We start from the raw sequence: 17,441 nt of genomic DNA, 5'->3' as shown, positions 1-17,441 counted from the left end.
GAAAACATCCCGAATGATAAATACGGCTAAAGCGAGCTTGAATGCAGCTTTCCCCTTCCCACATTCAGCCCACCTTTTAGCCTTCCTGAGTTTTTTGATAACGGGTTCAATCCCGATGGAAGAGTGTATGTCATCCTCACCTGGATCAGTTGGAATCGTCACGCCACAAGCGTTTCAGTTCAACGAGCCTTTGGCCCTGCAAAACGGCACCTCGATTGCAGGCTATACCCTGATGGTGGAAACCTATGGGCAGCTCAATGCCGATAAATCCAATGCAGTCCTGATCTGCCACGCCCTGAACGCCTCGCACCATGTGGCTGGCGTGTATGCAGACCAGCCCAAGAATGTAGGCTGGTGGGACAATATGGTTGGGCCCGGCAAACCAGTCGATACCGACAAGTTTTTTGTAATCGGTGTTAATAATCTCGGTTCCTGTTTTGGCTCTACAGGCCCCATGCACACCAATCCTGCGACGGGCAAACCATATGGCGCAGATTTTCCTGTCGTGACGGTCGAAGACTGGGTCAATGCCCAGGTCAGACTGGCAGACCGGCTTGGCATCACGCAATTTGCCGCCGTCATGGGTGGCTCTCTTGGTGGCATGCAGGCACTGGCCTGGAGTATTTTGTATCCAGACCGTTTGCGTCATTGTGTAGTCGTGGCTTCTACTCCAAAACTATCAGCCCAGAATATTGCCTTCAATGATGTGGCGCGCCAGGCAATTTTGACGGACCCGGATTTCCATGGCGGTGATTTCTATGCCCACAATGTCGTGCCACGCCGTGGTTTGCGGGTAGCGCGCATGATAGGCCATATTACCTATCTGTCAGATGATGACATGGCCGAGAAATTTGGCCGTGACCTCAAAGGCGGCGACTACCAGTTTGGTTATGGCGTGGATTTTGAAATTGAATCTTACCTGCGCTATCAGGGCGATAAATTCTCGGATTATTTCGATGCGAATACCTATCTGCTGATCACCAAGGCGCTCGATTATTTTGACCCTGCCCGTCATACCGGAGGCGATCTGGCCAAGGCACTCGCACACACCAAGGCCAAGTTCCTGCTCGCTTCGTTTACCACTGACTGGCGTTTTTCACCTGAGCGCAGCCGTGAAATCGTCAAAGCCCTGGTCAGCAACAAGCGCACTGTCAGTTATGCAGAAATCGATGCACCACATGGACATGATGCCTTCCTGCTGGATGACTCACGTTACCTGAACCTGATTGCTGCTTACTATCAGCGCATAGATGCCGAATTGCGAGCTGAACTACAAACTGAACCAAAAGCCGAATTGTTGGGAGCCGCAGCATGAATTTTTCAGAATTAAATGTCTTGCGACCAGACCTGGCTTTTATCGCCCACTGGATCAAGCCGCAGGCGCAAGTGCTCGACGTCGGTTGCGGCGATGGCGTCATGCTGGATTATCTGCAAAGCGATAAGCAATGCAATGGCTATGGCATAGAGATCGCTGACGACAAGGTGCTTGCCTGCGCGACGCGCGGCGTAAATGTCGTACAGCAGGATATGGAGAACGGCCTGGGCATGTTTGAAGACAATGCCTTTGATACCGTCATGTGCCTGTCTTCACTGCAGATGATGAAACATGTGGAACCATTGTTGCGTGATATCGCCAGGGTAGGGCGCGAGGCCATCGTCTCTTTCCCCAATTTTGGTTACTGGCCACACCGTACCGCCTTATTGCGCGGCAAGATGCCAGTGTCAAAATCTCTGCCGTATGAATGGTATGACACACCCAATGTGCGCTGCGCAACGATACTTGATTTTTCTGACCTGGCAGTAGAAGTTGGTCTGGAGGTGATGGAATGTGTTGCTCTGCACGAAGGGCAGCCCGTAACCTGGCTGCCTAATCTGCGCGGCAGCCTGGCAGTTTTCCGTTTACGGAAAAAATAGCTTGTTGTATCACTTATGATTTTTTCGTGAAAACTATGTCTGTGCTTTCATGTTGGTGGTTGGCGGCATTCGGGTCTGATGCCGCCGCAGTGTAAATTTTTTCCCAAAAGCGATAGAAGGTTGTTCCAGCCATCGATAGCTGCAATAGGAAAAGGGAATAGTCAGCAAGCTCGCCAGTACAAAAAATAGATGGGGGTGGGCTTGCCATTCAGGTGACAAGTTTAGCCAGAAGTAAGTATACAAAGGATAAAAAATTACGGGATGAAACAGATACATTGAGTAACTGATTTTTCCTAAAAAATTTCCCAGCTTTACGTTCACCCTGAGTACCGAGGTCATCAGCACAAAAATGACAATGGCAATTAATTGAGTGACAGGTGTTTTCAGGTAAATGGCATCCAGCGTCAATATTTCTCTTTCAACAAACTGGAAATAAGTCAGCAAGAGGACAAGCAGGGCTTTTGCTGCTTTGGTGCTGTTCTTGTCCAACAGCCATTCTCGGTATAAAAGGCCAAAGAACATGTAACCTGTATAGCGCAGATAGGCCAGCACGTTTGCGGTATAGGCTGAAACATCTGCCATACGGTGTACCAGTCTTGGTAAAAGCATGACCAGCAGCATGATGAGCAATATGCTTTTCAAGGAATTCAATTTGCTGAACGAAAACAGATAAATGCAGGACAGATAGAAAAAAAGTTCCAGAGACAAGGTCCAGTAAGAGCCTATGATGTTTTCCACGTCAAAAAATGCCTGGAACATGGTCAGGTTGATGGCAAAGACAGTCCAGTCCAGTTCCTTCCCGCCCTGGCTGACGCCAAAGCGCCAATAGACAAAAACAAGACCCAGAATGGCGGAAAGCCAATAGGCAGGATACAGACGAAAGAAACGGTGTATGACGAATGTTTTAACAGGCGCTACGCGATATGTCGATAAACTGAAAGGCACTACGAAGCCGCTGACCATGAGGAAGATGCATACACCTATTTCCCCTATGCCGATTTGTTTGGTAAAAAAATTCGCTATCGCTGATTCTGCCAAATTCAAAATGAGCTCAGGCGGCACCTTTGCCGCAACTTCTATGGTGTGCTGATAAATAACCAGCATTGCTGCCAGCCCGCGCAGAAAATCGATATATAGAAAACGCTCGCTCGCAGCTGCATTAGTTGAAGTGATCAAAAGACTTATTCCAAGCAATTAACATTAATTTACATAAAATCACTTTTATCATAAGCTGACAAGGGATTTTGTATATAAATTGTAAATTATTTTATTTTGGAAATATTTCCTTTGGTAAATAAATTTTGATAACGCCGTGTTAACGTGGATGTTATTGCAGGCACATCTGTTTGCGGTTTACCCAGTAAGGCTAAATAATTTTGTCCAGCCGCATCTTTAAAAAAAGCCAGATGGCTCCCATTTGCGCTTATCATTCTGCGTATCTTCCTGCCATATATTCGCCATGAAACTGAACCACGCCGCACTTATATTTTCCAGTCTGTTTGCCTTGGGCGCTGCCGCTCATGCGCAAAATAGCGGGCAGCAGGATGGCGTCAAGGTAGGTGAAATGTCGGTCTTGCGAAAACTGGCCCCGACAGGCGCGCTGGAAAGCCAGGCGGCAGCGCAGTATGCACAGACCATGCAGGTCGCTGAACAAAAGCATGCTTTGGGACCTGCCAGCCACCCGCAAGTGATACGCTTGCGGGCAATTGCACAAAAATTGATACCCTATGCGCTGAAATGGAATGAACGCGCCAAGCAATGGAAATGGGAAGTCAATCTGATCGGCTCCAAGCAGGTCAATGCATATTGCATGCCTGGTGGCAAGATTGCTTTTTACTCCGGCATTCTCGATACCCTGAAACTGACCGATGATGAAGTGGCTATAGTCATGGGTCATGAAATTGCCCATGCCTTGCGTGAGCATGGTGCTGAACGTGCTGGCAAGGCAACGGTTGCGAATGTGGGTATCAAACTGGCTGAGTTGTGGGCCGGCGCCAAAGGTTATGACCCTAACATTGCCGGTGGTGTAGCTGGAGGTGTTGCCAAGTTCAGCATGCTGGCATTTTCGCGTGGTGACGAAACCGAGGCTGACGTCGTCGGTCTTGATATTGCCGCCAGGGCTGGTTATGACCCGCGTGCCGGTGTCGCACTCTGGCAAAAAATGGGCATGGTCAGCAAGGGCGCACCGCCTCAATGGCTATCTACCCACCCCGCCGGTACTACCCGTATTGCAGAAATCCGCAACCACTTCACAGAAGTCATGCCTTTATATGCGCATGCCAAAGGCGTCAGTATCAGCGCCTTGCCACCTTATCAAACCAATGTCAAAGGCATTGCTCCCGTCGTATATTTGGGAAAGTAAGTATTTTTCAAACAAAAACAGTATCCAAATGGCAATTTGTCGCGCAATTGTGACAAAAACTTGCCCCTAAGACCACTTTGTCATCATCCTTTAATAATTGGATGGGACACTCTGCAAGTTCAAAATTTTATGTGATAGACTATTTTCACATATCAAAATATCTGATCTACAGACATTTGCCCCGGCATTTGTTCAAGTTTAAAGATGTCACTAGGAGATAGACGCACTGTAAAAAAGTCCGTCTGTTTTTTGTTTAGAAATAGCAATCGTTTGCGCAGTTGAAAATTTTCAATTTTCAAAAATAGCAATCGTTTGCGCGGCGTAATGAGCCCAGAATATTTCTAATGTGACATGTCATCGCAGGTGTTTGTTGTGGAATTACAACCAGTTACAAAAAAAAGCCAACATATTCGGCAAAAAAACGAGCGGTGAAGGGGATGTCATCAGGCAGTTGCGGTGGCTTGAGATGATAAACGGGGTTTTGCACTAATTTTTATTTCCATTTGTAAAATGATTCGGGAGCTTCAATGAAACAATCAAACAAATCGTCCGCATTTCCATCGCGTTTGTCGATGGTTGCAGTCGCATGCCAATTGGTATGCCTGAGCATGTCCTCTGCTTATGCGCAGCAGACAGAATCCACTGAGCAGCCTGACGCAAACCGCGTCACCATTACCGGCAAAAAAGTCGGTATGGGCTTGATGGTTCAAGAAAATGCGCCAAAAGCACGTAGTACTATTACTGCTGAAGAATTGGCCAAACAGCGTCCTACAGGCAATGCCTATGAAGCGCTGGAATTGATGCCTGCGGTTAATAGTTTCAACTATGACGCAACCGGTTTGTTTGGTGGCGGTTTGACACTGCGCGGTTTTAACAGCGACCAGATCGGTGCAACGATCAATGGCGTACCAGTCAATGACTCTGGTAGCTTCTCCGTGTTCCCGCAAGAATTCGTGGATCAGGAAAATACCTGTACACAATTTGTGACTCAAGGTTCAACAGACGTTGACTCCCCGCAAATCGGTGCAACTGGTGGTAACTTTGGTATCGTTACATGTGATCCAACCAAGGAAAAACGTTTCCGCGTGATGCAGACTCTGGGTGGTTTGAAACTGTCCAAGACTTTCTTGCGTTACGACACAGGCCTGTGGGCTGATGGCCGTTCCCGTTTCTTTATCTCTGCTTCCCATGCGCAAGCTGACAAATGGAAAGGCGAAGGCGGCGCAGACCGTAACCACGTAGACGCTGGTTACCGCATCGATTTCGACAAATTCAATTCCATCAATGCAATTTTGTTGTATAACCGCGCCATCAACCAGAACATCAGCACATTCAATCTGGCTGACCTGGCAAAAAATGGTTACTACTATGATTATTCGACCAAGTTCATTGGTCACGTCACGCCAACCAAGGGCAAGGCAGATAATGATCCTAGCCAGGCAAATGCTGACACTTACTACCAATTGACAAAAAATCCGTTTGAAAACGCGATTTTCTCTGTGACTGGCAAATTCCGTATCAATGAAAATACTGATGTCAAAGTTGTCCCTTACTACTGGTATGGTTACGGTACAGGTGGCGTACAACAACGTCTGCAAACTGAATCCGCATTCCTGAATCCAACAACTGGCAAACTGACTGCCGCTGTTGATCTGAATGGTGACGGCGATACGCTGGACAAAGTGATTGTTGCCAACAGTAGCGTGACACGTACTAACCGCCCTGGTGTAACAGCTTCCGTTGTTCACACGATCGACAACCACCAAATCCTGGCTGGTGTCTGGTATGAACGTGCAACGCATGAACAATTCGGCCCTATGGTTGCTGTTGATGCCAACGGTAACGCAGCTGATATCTGGTTGAAAGATGGCCGTATCACTCGCCCTGATGGCACGCCTTTCCAAAGCCGTGACTGGAAAACCATCAGTACTGCTTATCAGTTCTCCTTGCAAGATACAATCAGCCTGCTGAATGACAAGCTGAGCATCAATATTGGTGTACGCGTTCCTACCATGAAACGTAACTTCACAAACTACGCGAATGAAGGCACCAACTCAGGCGTCACTTACAATATTGAACGTACTTACACCAAAGCTTTGCCGCAGTTGGGTGCACGCTACCAGCTCGATAATAACAATCAGATCTTCGCCAGCCTGGCGCGTAACATGAAGGTACCGCCAAACTTTGTCTATTCAACGACAAATAACGCGAAAATCAATCCTGATGGCAGTGTAGGCTTCGCAGAAGTTCCACCAGAAACTTCCTACAACTTCGATTTGGGTTATCGCCTGCAAAGTGACAGGCTGACAGCATCAGCAACGGTTTACACCGTAGACTTTACTGACCGTCAGGCAACTGCTTTTGATCCTGTCTCTGCACAAAGCTCAGTTACCAATGTCGGTAAAGTAAAAACCAAAGGCTTTGAAGTTGAAATGGGTAACACTCCAGTCAATGGTTGGTCTTTCTATGGTTCCGTTGGTTATGCGAAGAGCGAAATCAAAGACGACCTGCAAGTGGCAAAAGGTGTTTACATTCCAACAGCTGGCAAGCAAATGACGTTGACGCCAGAATGGAAAGCTGGTCTGAGCGCGCAGTATGAAACAGCAGTCTGGTACACACGTCTGAAAATGAAATACACAGGCGGCCAGTTTGCCACCATGACGAATGATGAATTCGTGCCTGGTTACACACTGCTGGGCTTTGATGCAGGTTATCAATTCCCGAACACCAGCTGGTTCAAAAAACCAACTATCCGTTTGAGCATCAGCAATATCACGAACGAAAAATATCGTAACCCATCCAGCTTCAACATCACCAATGCAGTTGCCTATCCAGGCGCCGCTGCCAAAGGTGTGTTCTACTACCTGGGTGCACCACGCTTTAGTTCGGTCACTTTCCAGGCAGATTTCTAATCTGGAGGGATGAGGTGGTGAAGCAAAATCTCACCACACAGACTTGATACAGGCCTGCAACAAGAACACTTGTTGCAGGCCTTATTCTTTTTACTTCAAGAATACTTCTTATGCAAAAGTTGAAATTAATCAGCATAGCTATCGCTGCCGCAACGCTAGCCTCCTGTGCCAGCACTGACAAAATGCTTACGGCGAACCAGGCAGCAACCACGGATATCACGATTTTCAGTATCAATGATTTCCATGGCAATTTGCAGGCTGACCAGCCTGTGCCCTATGTCGCTACCAAAACTGACCCGGCACGCCCCGGTGAAAAAATCTCGGTACCTGCAGGTGGTTATGCCTACCTGACTACCAAGCTCAAAGAACGCCGCCAGGCCGTTGGCAGCAGTATTTTTGTTGGTGCCGGTGATCTGATTGGTGCTTCGCCCATGGGTTCAGCACTGATGAAAGATGAACCCGTCATCGAAGCCCTGAACCGTCTGGATTTGTCAGTAACCGCAGTCGGCAACCATGAATTTGATAATGGCACAGCTGATCTGATGCGCAAAATCAAGGGTGAATGTCCGTCCGCAGGTTGCGCTTATGCAGATTTCAAGGGCGCCCGCTTTTCCTACCTCGGTGCTAATATTCATGAACTCGGTAGTGACAAGCCATGGCTTGCACCATATGTCATACGTCAGGTTGGTGACTTCAAGGTAGGTTTCATCGGTGCGGTCACCGCTGATGTACCCAACCTGGTGGCTGGCGATGCGGTCAAGCATCTGAGTTTTGAAGATGAGGCTACGGCGATTAACCGTTATGTGCCAGAACTGCAAAAGCAGGGCGTAGCTGCCATCGTCGTGCTGATACATGAAGGCGCAACTTACAAGGGTTCAGAGAATGACCCCAGCTATCGCTGTGAAGGTCTGCAAGGCCCGATTATCGAGATCAGTAAAAAACTCGATAAGGCCATCAGCCTGATCGTTTCTGGTCATTCACACCAGGGCTATACCTGCAAGATAGATGGCAGGCTGGTGGTACAGGGGCGTAGTTATGGTTCCTTCCTGACAGAATCAACCCTGACGATAGACCGCAAAACCAACCAGGTCATCAAGGCAGTGGCGGTCAATCATCTGATTGACCAGCAAGCCTTGCAGGCAGACCCTGCCGCCAAGCAACTGGTCGATCAGGTAGCATCACAAACGGCGAGTTTGCGCCAGCGTCCTATTGTGAATCTGAGTGCACCCTTGTCACGTAATAGCGAAGCCGGTGTGTTTGACAGCAGCCTGGGCAATATCATCGCTGACTCGCAGCTCCATCATGGGCAACATGCGGGTGGTGCTGATGTTGCCTTCATGAATGCTGGCGGCATACGCAGTGACCTGCCTTCCGGCAAGGCAAGTGGTCCGGTAGCTGTGTCTTATGGTGATTTGTATGCGGTGCAGCCATTCGGCAATAACCTGGTGCGTATGAAGTTGAGCGGGGCCCAAATCCTGACGCTGTTACAGCAACAATGGTCGGGCCGTGAAGTCAATGAGCCAAAAAAACTGTTTGTATCTCACACGCTGAACTACAGCTATGACCCGCGTGCCGGAATAGATGCGCGGGTAAAGGATGTCAAAATCAAGGGTAAGCCGCTGGACCTGAACCAGCAATATAGCGTGGTAGTCAACAGCTTCATGGCAGATGGCGGTGATGGTTTTGCTGTGCTCAAGCAAGCAAAAGACAAAGAGTTGATAGGCCGTGACCTGGAAGCGTTCGAGTCTTATGTGCGCGAACAGGGCAGTAAATTGAATGAGGTTAAACGCGACCGCGTGAAACGTTTGCCTGGCTAAGCCAGCATAAACCAGCAAAGCTCCAGAAGTAAAAAATGCCCGTCTATCTCATAGACGGGCATTTTCCATTGAAAGGCCAGGAGCTTATTTGTATTCTATGATCAACGGTGCATGATCAGAGAAACGGGCTTCCTTGTAAATCAATGCCTTATGCGCTTTTTTACCTATGCCGCTGGTGGCGACATGGTAGTCGATACGCCATCCCACATTGTTTGCCCAGGCCTGACCGCGGTTACTCCACCAAGTGTAAGCATCGCCTGTCGTTTCAGGATGCAGATGGCGATACACGTCGAGCCAGCCCTGTTCATCAAACAGCCGCGTCATCCAGGCGCGTTCTTCTGGCAAGAAGCCGGAATTTTTTTGATTGCTCTTCCAGTTTTTCAAATCGATCTCTTTGTGGGCGATGTTCCAGTCGCCGCAGATGATGATTTCCCTGCCTTCGGCAATCAATTGTTGCAGATGCGGGTAAAACAATTCCATGAAACGGAACTTGGCCTCCTGCCGTTCAGGTGAAGATGAGCCAGAAGGGCAATACAGGGAAATGACCGATAATTTGCCAAAATCACAGCGCACATAACGGCCTTCGGCATCAAATTCCGGGCTACCAAAGCCTATATAGACCGCATCTGGTTCTTTCTTGCTATACACGCCAACGCCGGAATAGCCTTTTTTCTCGGCATAGTGAAAATGTCCGTGATATTTGTGCGGATTCAGAAAGTCTGGCGTCATGTCCGCTTCCTGGGCTTTCAGCTCCTGCACGCAGACGACGTCAGGGTTTTCCTTTTGCATCCACTCAAAAAAGCCTTTTTTGGAGGCTGAGCGTATGCCATTCAGATTGGCAGAGATGATTTTAGTCATGCTGGTAAATAGTGACTTAAAGTGAGATAGAAAGCATACCAGATAGTGTAGCAGTACGTGTATTTGAAAGGGAAAAGCCAGCAGATAGTTTATACTTGCCTACTTTTTCCTCAGGGTAGCTACCCCTCTGCGCCATCATGAATGAAGAACAATTGCGTGCTGAACTGAAGGCGGTCTATGCCAGTTCCTCCTGGAAACTGACCGCGCCCATGCGCTATTCGGTGGAATTGTTGAAGAACGGTGGCTTGCCCAAGTTGCTGCGCGATATCAAGCTCGTGCTCAAAAAACTCATGCCAGCCAAAGTAGAGAAGACGGAGGTGGCTGAAGTCATGCCAGACCGGCTCAACGATGAAGGCCAGCGAATTTTGAATGAACTCCAGAGCCGCATGCAACGCAGCCGCAGCATCAGCCGACAAAAGTAAACCAGACCTCCCACCATGCGCATCATTATCGATCTACAAGCTTGTCAATCCACCGGTAGCCGCCATCGTGGCATAGGCCGCTATTCACTGGCATTGGCCAAGGCCATGGTGCGCAATGCAGGAGAGCATGACATCTGGCTGCTACTGAGCAGCTTGTTTCCTGACACCATACAGCCCTTGCGTGACGCCTTCGCCAATATGGTGCCGCAAGAACGTATTGTCACCTGGGGCGCGCCCGGCCCGGTAGCAGAACTGGTACCGCAAAACTATTGGCGCAGCCGTGCGGCAGAATTATTGAGGGAGCAGGCCCTGGCTGCCTTGCGGCCCGATTTTATCCATGTCACCAGTCTGTTTGAAGGTTCGGGTGATGACGCAGTATCCAGCGTTGCGATATCGGGTGAACACTTGCCAACAGCGGTAACGCTGTATGACCTGATTCCCCTGATGTATGACAAACAGTATCTGAACGACCCGGCACAAAGAGCCTGGTATTACCGCAAGCTGGCCAGTTTGAAACGCGCTGATTTGTTGCTGGCTATCTCTGATTCGTCGCGGCAGGAAGGCATGGATTTGCTGCAGTTGTCGCCAGAGCGTGTAGTCAGTATTTCTTCTGCCGTGGATGAGCATTTTCAGGTGCGCAGTTGTAACGATGAGGTCATGCATGCTCTACGAGCGCGCTATGGCATTACCCGCGATATGGTGATGTACACCGGCGGTATCGATATACGCAAGAATATCGATGGCCTGATCCAGGCATATGCTGGTCTGCCGCTGGCAGTGCGCCAGCAACACCAACTGGCCATCGTCTGCAGTGTGCAAAAAGCAGACCGTGAACGCATCGCAGCGCTGGTCACGCAACTGCAACTGGCGGAGGATGAAATCATCCTGACCGGTTTTGTGCCGGATGAAGACTTGCCTTTGCTGTATCAGGATTGCAAATTATTCGTTTTCCCTTCCTGGCATGAGGGCTTTGGCTTGCCTGCGCTGGAGGCCATGTCTTGTGGCGCGCCGGTGATTGCTGCCAACACCAGCAGCTTGCCTGAAGTACTGGAATATCCCGATGCCTTGTTTGACCCCAGAGACATAACGGCGATCACCGCCAAAATGCTGCAGGTAATTGAGCAGCCAGAATTTGCTGCCCGTTTGCGCGAGCACGGCTTGCAGCAATGTCAGAAATTTTCCTGGGATGCCTCAGCCAAAAAAGCGCTGCATGCGATTGAAGTCAGCCATGCTCACTTGCAGCAAGTGGCCGCTGCCAAAGTTCATGTGTGTCTGCCGCCTGTGAAACCAAGGCTGGCGTATATTTCCCCTTTGCCACCGGTGGCGTCCGGCATAGCCAACTACAGCGCAGACCTGTTGCCTGAGCTGGCCGATTATTACGACATCACCCTGATTGCAGAACAAAGCCAGCTACATGCACCGTGGCTGACAGCCAATTTCGCCATACATGACAGCCAGTGGTTTGTTGAACATGCTGCCAGCTTTGACCGTGTTCTCTATCATTTTGGCAATTCTGCCGTGCATGCTTATATGTACCCTCTGTTTGCCAGCTACCCCGGCATCGTGGTCTTGCATGATTATTTCTTGAGTGATTCGCTCGCCAATCTGGAGATGAGTTCATCCAGGCCAGGCATATGGGCGCAGCATCTGTATCTCTCGCATGGCTATGCTGCCTTACTGGAGAGGCGTAATGCGGCTGATTACACCACGGTGATGGCAAAATACCCTTGCAGCAGTGCCGTACTTGAACGTGCCGAGGGCGTGATTGTGCATTCTGCTTATGCACAAGAACTGGCGGGTACCTGGATCAAAGGCTGGCCCGCCTGTCAGTGGCAGCAAGTACCTTTGTTAAGACGCATCCCTGCCGTATCTGACAAGCACCTCGCGCGTAGCAAGCTGGGGCTGGGTGAACAGGATTTTGTCTTGTGCAGTTTTGGCATGCTGGGGCCGACCAAGCTCAATCATGTCTTACTCGATGCATGGCTGGAATCCGCCCTTAGCAAGGATGCACACTGTCACCTGATTTTTGTTGGCAAGAATGATCCTGGTGAATATGGGGCGCAATTGCAAGTGCGTATCGATAATTGCGAACGTGTGCGCATCACCGGTTTTACTACTGCAGAAGAATTTGCCTTATACATGCAGGCTGCAGATGGTGCTGTGCAGTTACGTACACTCTCGCGTGGCGAGACCTCAGCCGCTGTCCTAGAATGCATGGCTTATGGCCTGCCTGTGATCTTAAACCGCAATGGTGCCATGGCAGAGTTGCTGGTGGATGCCGTGCTGGGCATGCCTGACCAGTTTACACAGGAAGAACTATTGCAAGCCATCAGCACATTACATGATGAAAGCAAGAGTAGCCAGCTTACAGGCCAGGCGGCAAGGCAGTTTGTGCAAGCCCATCATGCACCTGCATTGATTGCACGCAGCTATGCAGAAGCGATAGAAGAATTTGCGCTGACCGAGCCGGCGGCCCGCATGCACCGCAGCCTGGCGGCGATTGCTGATATCTCGCCTGCATCGCCACTGCATCCACACTTGCAGGCAGAAGTCGCAAATGATGATTTACGTGAACTGGCGCGCCATCTGGCTCATTGCACGCCGCGCCCGGGTAAACGCATGGTCATGCTGGATGTCACTTCATGGTGTCAGTCGCAAGAGGCGCTGTCGGCAGGATGGAAAGCGGCTTTGGAAGCCGTGATACTTGCCCGCCAGGATTTGCGCTTTGAACCTGTCTGCTATGCAGGCCCGGATTTCCGCTATGCCAGAAGCTGGACTTTTGAGCAATTCTCCCTGCCTGGACCAGCGCCAGCGGATGATTTCGTCGCGCTGCGTGCAGGAGATTTGTATCTGGATTTATCTGGATGTAAAGATTTGCAAATCCAGACCATGCAATTACAGCAACTTGGCGTCACTTGTCACGCCATTGCTACCCAAATGCAGGCAAATATGGTGGATTTGTCAGCGTCTGAAGCCCTGATTGCCAAATTTTTAGCAATTTTGCCACTTCAAACAGACTAAATTCAATTATGCACGCATGTTATGCTCTAGGTTTGACGCAAAACAGCAGTAAACCGCATAAATTATAGGAATTGAGCTTATCGTGAGTACTTTGAGACAAGATTTTATACAGTTTTCAGTCGAGGCTGGCGTGATACGCTTTGGCGAATTCGTCACTAAAGCCGGGCGTACCTCCCCCTATTTTTTTAACGCAGGTCTGTTTAATGATGGTGCCAATCTTGGCCGCATTGCTGATTTTTATGCCCGCACGCTGCTTGATTCCGGCCTGGAATTTGACATGCTGTTTGGCCCCGCTTACAAGGGTATTACGCTGGCCTCGGCTACTGCAGTGTCGTTGTCGCGCATGGGCAGGAATGTGCCTTTTGCGTATAACCGCAAGGAAGCCAAGGACCACGGCGAAGGTGGCAACATCGTTGGTGCCAAACTGGCAGGCAAGGTCGTGATTATTGATGACGTTATTTCTGCCGGCACTTCAGTACGTGAATCTGTCGATTTGATCCGCAATGCCGGCGCCACCCCGAGTGCCGTACTGATCGCGCTGGACCGCATGGAGCGTTCTGGCAAGGATGATGCCCTGTCTGCGCATTCCGCAGCGCAAGAAGTCGGCAAGGCGTATGACATGCCTGTCGTTTCTATCGCCAGCCTGAATGATTTATTCGATTATCTGTCAGTTGCTGGCGGTGACGCACAGTTGTCGCAATATACAGAAGCAGTCGCTGCTTACCGCAAGCGCTATGGCGCCTTGGCAGATTGAATAAATGATATTGCAATAATTGTCAGATAATTAAGGCTGATACCGTGTTTTGCCGATTCTTGCGTAGTACCACTTACATGCGCTTGCATTAAATTTCCGCAGTGCGGCGAACAGTCATTGTATACTGTGCAACTGTGGATAAATTGTGATCACGGTCACAGATGAATTCAAATTAGCAGTCCATTATCTGGTTAGAAGAATTTTGAATGTTCGCTGCGGCGAAGAGGTTTTCTTGAATGAGTAAAAAAGCGTTAATCACTGGTATTACTGGTCAGGACGGAGCCTATCTGGCTCAGTTGCTGTTGGAAAAAGGCTATACCGTTTATGGCACTTATCGCCGTACCAGTTCAGTCAATTTTTGGCGCATAGAAGAGCTGGGTATCGCAACTCACCCTGCCTTGCATCTGGTTGAGTATGATCTTACCGATTTGTCGGCCAGCATACGTCTGCTGCAAACGACTGGTGTTACCGAGGTCTATAACCTGGCAGCGCAAAGTTTTGTGGGCGTGTCGTTTGAACAGCCACTGACCACGACAGAAATTACCGGTATCGGCGCGTTGAACTTGCTTGAAGCGATTCGCATCGTCAATACTGAAATCCGTTTCTATCAGGCTTCAACTTCCGAAATGTTTGGCAAGGTGCAAGCCGTGCCACAAATCGAATCGACCCCATTTTATCCGCGCAGCCCTTACGGCGTGGCCAAATTGTATGCGCATTGGATGACGATCAATTATCGTGAATCCTACGGTATCTTTGGCTGCAGCGGCATCTTGTTCAATCATGAATCCCCGCTGCGTGGCCGCGAATTCGTGACACGTAAGATTACTGATTCTGTCGCCAAGATTAAACTGGGCAAACTCGACGTGCTGGAACTCGGCAATATGGATGCCAAGCGCGACTGGGGTTTTGCCAAGGAATATGTAGAAGGCATGTGGCGCATGCTGCAAGCCGACAAGCCAGACACTTTTGTGCTGGCGACCAACCGTACTGAAACTGTGCGTGATTTTGTCACCATGGCTTTCAAGGCTGCAGACATACAGTTGCAATGGTCAGGCGAAGGCGAACACGAAACCGCTACGTGCGCAAAAAGCGGCAAATTGCTGGTTCGTGTGAATCCAAAATTCTATCGTCCTGCAGAAGTGGAATTGCTCATCGGTGATCCTGCCAAAGCCAAAAGAGTGCTTGGCTGGGAACCTAAGACCACGCTGGAAGAGCTGTGCCATATGATGGTAGAAGCAGATTTGCGCCGTAACCAGAACGGCGCGTCGTTCTGATGTCTGCGATGCCACGCGCCCTGATAACAGGTATTAAGGGATTCACAGGTCGTTATCTGGCGCAAGAACTAAAAAATGCTGGTTACCGGGTTTTTGGTACTACCCACGGCGCAGAAGCACCCGGGCAAGATAATTTTGCCGTTGATCTGGGTGACAAGCAGCGCCTGGCTGAACTAGTGGCAGAAATCCAGCCAGATGTGGTTGCCCATCTTGCCGCTATTTCTTTTGTGGCCCATGGCGACGCTGCAGAAATTTATCGCGTCAATGTGGTTGGTACCCGTAATCTGCTGGAAGCACTGGCTAGCCTGGATAAAAAGCCAAAAGCCGTGCTGGTCGCCAGCAGCGCCAATATCTATGGCAATACCCGCACAGAAGTCATCGCCGAGAGCGAGCCAGCTCAACCCGCCAATGATTACGGTGTCAGCAAACTGGCGATGGAACATGTAGCACGCCTTTGGATGGACAAGTTGCCCATCATCGTGACCCGCCCCTTCAATTACACCGGTGTAGGTCAGACAGAAAATTTCCTGCTGCCCAAGATCATCAATCATTACCGCCGCAAGGCTAAGGATATAGAACTTGGCAATCTGGATGTTGCCAGGGACTTTTCTGACGTACGCACAGTTGCCACGGCTTATGCCCGTTTGCTGGAGCAGGCACCGGCAGGCCAGACTTTCAATATCTGTTCTGGTACTGCGCATACCCTGCGCTCTGTATTGCAAATGGCTAGTGAGCTGGCTGGTTATGAAATCAAGGTGCATGTGAATCCGGCCTTTGTGCGTGCCAATGAAGTGCATAAACTCATGGGTGATGGTCAGCGTTTGCAAGCATGCATAGGTGGGTTGCCTGCTATCCCCTTGCGCGACACGCTGGCCTGGATGCTGCAACACAAGGATGCAGCATGAACGTTGTTCTTTCCATAGAAGCCATACACCCGCCGCTGGCTGGTATAGGCAGGTATGCGTGGGAGCTGGCTACCCGCCTGCCCATGCAGGCAGAGATAGAATCAGTACGTTATCTGTCTGATGGTTTCTGGCGCGAATTACCGCGTATAGACCAGCCAACAAATACTGATGCGACGTTAGCCGGGCCAATGCCAGTAGTCACAGCACCAGCAAGATCCAGCTACAAAAGCCGCATACGCCGTCAACTAGGGCAGTTGCCCATGGTGGCACGCCTGTATGGCAAATTACTGCCCATTCTTGCTGGCCGCCAGTTGAACAGTGTGCCAGACGGGATTTTTCATGGCCCCAATTACTTTGTACCCAAGACCCGGTTACCCAGTGTGGTGACGGTGCATGATTTATCGATTTACCGTTATCCGCAATGGCACCCTAAGGCCAGGATAGACCGCATGCGCATTGCTATTCCTGAAGCAATCCAGCGGGCCAATCTGGTATTGACAGACTCCATGGCAACACGTGACGAAGTCATGCAGGAATTTAGCCTGGGTCCTGATCAGGTGCGCGCCGTTTTGCTGGGTGTGGATGAAGTTTTCCACCCATATACTGCAGAAGAAACCGCGCCAATCTTGCATGAATTTGGCTTGCAGCCAGATGGCTATAGTTTCTTTGTCTCGACCATAGAGCCGCGTAAGAACCTGTTGCATTTGCTGGCAGCTTACCGTGCCTTGCCAGATGCCTTGCGCCAACGCTGGCCGCTGGTGCTGGTTGGTGGTGAGGGCTGGCAAAGTGAAGCCATTCATGACGAGATAGAAAAAGGCCAGCGTGAAGGCTGGATCAAATACCTGGGTTTTGTCGATCAGCAATTGCTGCCGGTTTTATATGCCGGTTGCCGTCTGTTCACTTATCCATCCTGGTATGAAGGTTTTGGGTTGCCGATTGCTGAAGCCATGGCCAGTGGTGTACCTGTGCTGACTTCGAATTGTTCTTCCATGCCGGAAGTGGCCGCTGGTGCCGCCATGCTGGTAGATCCGGCGGATGTGAATTCCATACGTGACGGTTTGCGCCAGGCACTGGAAGATGAAGAATGGCGCAGCGTGGCCAAAGCACGTGGCTTGCAACGTGCTGCCGAGCTGACCTGGGATGCCTGCGTACGCAATACAGTCGCAGCCTATCAGACAGTCAAGGCCAGTTAAGGACAGCGC

At 50.0% G+C, this 17,441-nt stretch carries 13 protein-coding genes; 11 read left to right on the top strand and 2 right to left on the bottom strand.

The features are described from left to right. The first annotated feature begins 127 nt into the window (after positions 1 to 127). Together metX and metW are read left to right on the top strand one after the other, a co-directional pair. Positions 128 to 1,315, top strand: coding sequence for a homoserine O-succinyltransferase MetX (metX, locus tag ACO0LL_RS16435; RefSeq protein WP_422951934.1), 1,188 nt, complete (start codon positions 128 to 130; stop codon positions 1,313 to 1,315). Then, positions 1,312 to 1,914, top strand: coding sequence for a methionine biosynthesis protein MetW (metW, locus tag ACO0LL_RS16430; RefSeq protein ID WP_422951933.1), 603 nt, complete (start codon positions 1,312 to 1,314; stop codon positions 1,912 to 1,914). The genes metX and metW overlap by 4 nt, the downstream gene beginning before the upstream one ends. Positions 1,915 to 1,947: 33 nt before the next feature. Here metW and ACO0LL_RS16425 read toward each other — a convergent pair whose 3' ends face one another. Continuing rightward, positions 1,948 to 3,090, bottom strand: a complete 1,143-nt coding sequence (locus tag ACO0LL_RS16425; RefSeq protein WP_422951932.1) for an acyltransferase family protein — start codon at positions 3,088 to 3,090, stop codon at positions 1,948 to 1,950. Between the two features lie 283 nt (positions 3,091 to 3,373). On the opposite strand from ACO0LL_RS16425, the gene ACO0LL_RS16420 reads away from it, so the two are divergent. The 3 genes from ACO0LL_RS16420 to ACO0LL_RS16410 all read left to right on the top strand — a co-directional run bounded on the left by ACO0LL_RS16420 (position 3,374) and on the right by ACO0LL_RS16410 (position 9,005). After that, entirely contained in the window at positions 3,374 to 4,276 is a 903-nt protein-coding gene (locus ACO0LL_RS16420) for a M48 family metallopeptidase (RefSeq protein WP_422951931.1), read from the top strand. Between the two features lie 527 nt (positions 4,277 to 4,803). Then, positions 4,804 to 7,188, top strand: coding sequence for a TonB-dependent receptor (locus tag ACO0LL_RS16415; RefSeq protein WP_422951930.1), 2,385 nt, complete (start codon positions 4,804 to 4,806; stop codon positions 7,186 to 7,188). Between the two features lie 110 nt (positions 7,189 to 7,298). Then, the gene (locus tag ACO0LL_RS16410) at positions 7,299 to 9,005 is read left to right on the top strand and encodes a bifunctional metallophosphatase/5'-nucleotidase (protein ID WP_422951929.1); all 1,707 of its coding nucleotides are present in this window, start codon (positions 7,299 to 7,301) and stop codon (positions 9,003 to 9,005) included. Between the two features lie 84 nt (positions 9,006 to 9,089). Here the strand turns inward: ACO0LL_RS16410 and ACO0LL_RS16405 are convergent, their stop codons facing one another. Further along, positions 9,090 to 9,863 carry an exodeoxyribonuclease III gene (locus ACO0LL_RS16405; protein WP_422951928.1) on the bottom strand — a complete coding sequence of 258 codons (774 nt, stop codon included), beginning with the start codon at positions 9,861 to 9,863 and terminating at the stop codon, positions 9,090 to 9,092. 137 nt (positions 9,864 to 10,000) lie between these two features. On the opposite strand from ACO0LL_RS16405, the gene ACO0LL_RS16400 reads away from it, so the two are divergent. The 6 genes from ACO0LL_RS16400 (at position 10,001) to ACO0LL_RS16375 (ending at position 17,432) form a co-directional block, all read left to right on the top strand. Further along, entirely contained in the window at positions 10,001 to 10,285 is a 285-nt protein-coding gene (locus ACO0LL_RS16400; protein ID WP_422951927.1) for a hypothetical protein, read from the top strand. Positions 10,286 to 10,300: 15 nt separating this feature from the next. Continuing rightward, positions 10,301 to 13,306, top strand: coding sequence for a glycosyltransferase (locus ACO0LL_RS16395; protein ID WP_422951926.1), 3,006 nt, complete (start codon positions 10,301 to 10,303; stop codon positions 13,304 to 13,306). 82 nt (positions 13,307 to 13,388) lie between these two features. Continuing rightward, positions 13,389 to 14,060 carry an orotate phosphoribosyltransferase gene (gene pyrE / locus ACO0LL_RS16390; RefSeq protein WP_422951925.1) on the top strand — a complete coding sequence of 224 codons (672 nt, stop codon included), beginning with the start codon at positions 13,389 to 13,391 and terminating at the stop codon, positions 14,058 to 14,060. Between the two features lie 236 nt (positions 14,061 to 14,296). After that, the gene (gene gmd / locus ACO0LL_RS16385) at positions 14,297 to 15,334 is read left to right on the top strand and encodes a GDP-mannose 4,6-dehydratase (RefSeq protein ID WP_422951924.1); all 1,038 of its coding nucleotides are present in this window, start codon (positions 14,297 to 14,299) and stop codon (positions 15,332 to 15,334) included. A gap of 8 nt (positions 15,335 to 15,342) precedes the next feature. Beyond that, on the top strand, positions 15,343 to 16,239 hold the full coding sequence (locus ACO0LL_RS16380; protein ID WP_422952048.1) for a GDP-mannose 4,6-dehydratase: 897 nt from the start codon (positions 15,343 to 15,345) through the stop codon (positions 16,237 to 16,239). Further along, positions 16,236 to 17,432 (top strand): glycosyltransferase family 4 protein, encoded by a 1,197-nt coding sequence (locus tag ACO0LL_RS16375; protein WP_422951923.1) that lies wholly within the window; start codon positions 16,236 to 16,238, stop codon positions 17,430 to 17,432. The genes ACO0LL_RS16380 and ACO0LL_RS16375 overlap by 4 nt, the downstream gene beginning before the upstream one ends. Positions 17,433 to 17,441: the final 9 nt, after the last annotated feature.

Origin of the sequence: Undibacterium sp. TC4M20W (assembly GCF_049340245.1) — a bacterium.
Lineage (GTDB): Bacteria > Pseudomonadota > Gammaproteobacteria > Burkholderiales > Burkholderiaceae_D > Undibacterium.
Note: the sequence above shows the minus strand (reverse complement) of the source record. Positions and strands in the feature narration are given on the sequence as shown.